Origin of the sequence: Pseudomonas indica NBRC 103045, from assembly GCF_002091635.1 — a bacterium.
Taxonomy (GTDB): Bacteria; Pseudomonadota; Gammaproteobacteria; order Pseudomonadales; family Pseudomonadaceae; genus Pseudomonas_M; species Pseudomonas_M indica.
In genome coordinates this window covers 1-2,276 of record NZ_BDAC01000049.1, presented here as the reverse complement: position 1 = coordinate 2,276, position 2,276 = coordinate 1, and the positions used below count along the sequence as shown (strand labels likewise).

General features: G+C 61.4%; 1 protein-coding gene and 1 pseudogene. Both read right to left on the bottom strand.

Annotated features, from left to right (window positions below; translation table 11 throughout):
• Window positions 1-1,965: SH3 domain-containing protein (locus PIN01S_RS26095; protein WP_084339825.1), on the bottom strand; the 1,965-nt coding region annotated here is incomplete at its 3' end.
• A 35-nt stretch (window positions 1,966-2,000) separates the two neighbouring features.
• Window positions 2,001-2,276: pseudogene (locus tag PIN01S_RS26090) on the bottom strand (DUF2345 domain-containing protein); the annotation flags it as partial.

The window sequence follows — 2,276 nt, the reverse complement described above, 5'->3', positions numbered from 1 at the left end:
CTGAAAATGCCAAGCCTTCCCATCCGCATTGATCCCTTGCTTGCCCGCCAAACTTCCCCACCAACTCAACTTCTCAATACGCTCCTTTTCGCTCTCCCAGTTGGGGTTCGGGTCGACGAAAGGAATATGGCCCATTAACGGGTCGAGTTCATCCCATTTATCGGCCTTCCAGAACCATTCGCTTTCGTAGTGGGTGACCAGTTGGGCGATGGATTGGGCGTGCCATGGTTTTTTCAGGGCAGCGCGTATTTCGGTGGCGGTGAGTTTGTTGTCGCGGTTGCTGTCGATGATGTCGTAGAGCCGGGCCTTTACCGGGCCTTGGTCTTCCTGGCTGACCAGGGCGCGGTAGTTCGCTCGTTCTTCGTCCGTCAGGCGGCGCAGGGCGTCGTAGAGGTAGGCGACCTTGCCGATGGGGCGGCCGGTTTCCTTGATGAAGTCGTAGCCCGGCCATTCCCAGGGGTTATGCCGCGTGGTGATGGGCTCCTGCTCCGCGAGCCAGCCGCTGATGGGGTTGCCGCTGCTGTCCGCGAGCAGATTGTCCAAGCGCCACCAGCGCGTCACTTGTGGGGTCGTGCTGCCGGGTACGGTGGTGCTGACTTGCAGCTTGCGGTCCGCCGGGAGGCTGTCCAGCAGGCTTTGCGGAATGATCAGATCGAAGCCTACGGCCGTACCGGCGTCGCTGATCTTGGGTGGGTTGTTCGCGTTGATGCCCTCGCGGTGGGGAATGAGCTTGCTGGCCCCCTTGTAGACCTTCAGCAAGGTTTTCTGTTGGTCGGGCAATTGGGCTGCCCAGGCCCTGCTTCTGGCGATGAAAGCGGGCACATCCTCGCAACTGAACACTTCCAAGTGGAGAAGCGACTGGGGGCTCCCGTCATCGTGATTCTGGTATTGGCCGAGATGGCCTATCACGTCGCCTGCCTTGACCGGAAACGGCATGGGCAGCACATGCACACGGTCGAGTACCGGTTCCGAGCGGGTTGCCTCCAGGGAGTCGAAGTGCACGAAGCCCTGGATGTTCTGCACGCTGTTGGCCGAGAGCGGAGGCGCATCCTTGCCGGCGACGATTTCTTTCAGTTTTCGGTAAGGCCCCGTCGCCGACTCCAGTCGGAACTTGGCATCCGTTGGCAGAACACCCGTGATGGGCGCGCGCCCGTTGCCGGCTTTGCGCACATTCAGGCCTTTCTCCGGCACGAGCATTGGCTCCTGGTCGTTGGCATCTTCGCCGACCAGAAAAACGTCCGCATCGCTCGTTGGCTCCATTTCCTTGATGAAGACCCAGCCTTGGACCGGGCTGGCGAGGGCGGGAAGCGCGCGACCTTGAACGATGGCCACCAGCTTGCGCCATCTTGGATCGGCGCTATGCACCTCGCCCACCTTGACCTTGCTGCCTTTGGGAAGGATGGCGAGCACTCTGCCGGAAGGGGGCGCTTCTCTGACGCGCAGCCCTCGTACCGGGTCCGTGGCTTTGTCTGCCTTCACTTTGTAGAGGGTTTCCCCGATGAACGCGGGAGCGGTGGGTGCGCCCGCTTTGCCGTAGCCGTCCCAGTCCAGCAAATGCATGTACAGGCTGAAGAAGGTCAGCGAAGGCGGTGGTACCGGTGTGGTACCCGGGTTGGCCGGTAGCGCGGGGGCCTCCAGGCGATGCTTGACCAGTACGAAGCAGCGCGAATACGGAGCCGCTACGTTTTGTCTCGATGCGCTGACGTAGAGACTCTGCGGGTAGCGCCTATCGATCCGGTAGGCGATCACCTCGCCATCGGCGATGCAGCGTACCTGGGATTGATCGAACGATGCGGCTGTCTTGCTATCGAAGTGCACCCCGCCATGCCATTGGCCATTCTTGCCAATGGGGTAGTAGCCGCTACCCGCTTTTGCCATGGCGGTAAGGCACTGGATGGGGTCGAGGTTGCCTGCGCTGGGCTTGAAGGGAAAGCTCCAGTTGTTGACCTTGCTTGTTTCGCTCATGTGTTCCAATCCTTGATTGACCGCGTCCTGCGCCATCAGCCCGAGAAGTTGATCATCCGCTTGAGTTTCTGGGGTTCGATGGGTTCGAGCTGGTTCAGCAGCGCCTTATCCAGCAGATTCCCCGCCTTGTCCGCATCCGCCGCGCCCGGTGGGGTGGGGGGCTTGATGGCGATGTCGGTGCCTTTGCCCGGTGAGCCGCCGGCGTTGAGTTTGGCCAGGGGGCCGGAGACGGTGATGCCGCTGGGGTCGAGCTTGATGAAGCTGCCGGCGGCCTGGAGGGTCAGTTCCATGCCGGCTTCGATGACCAGTTT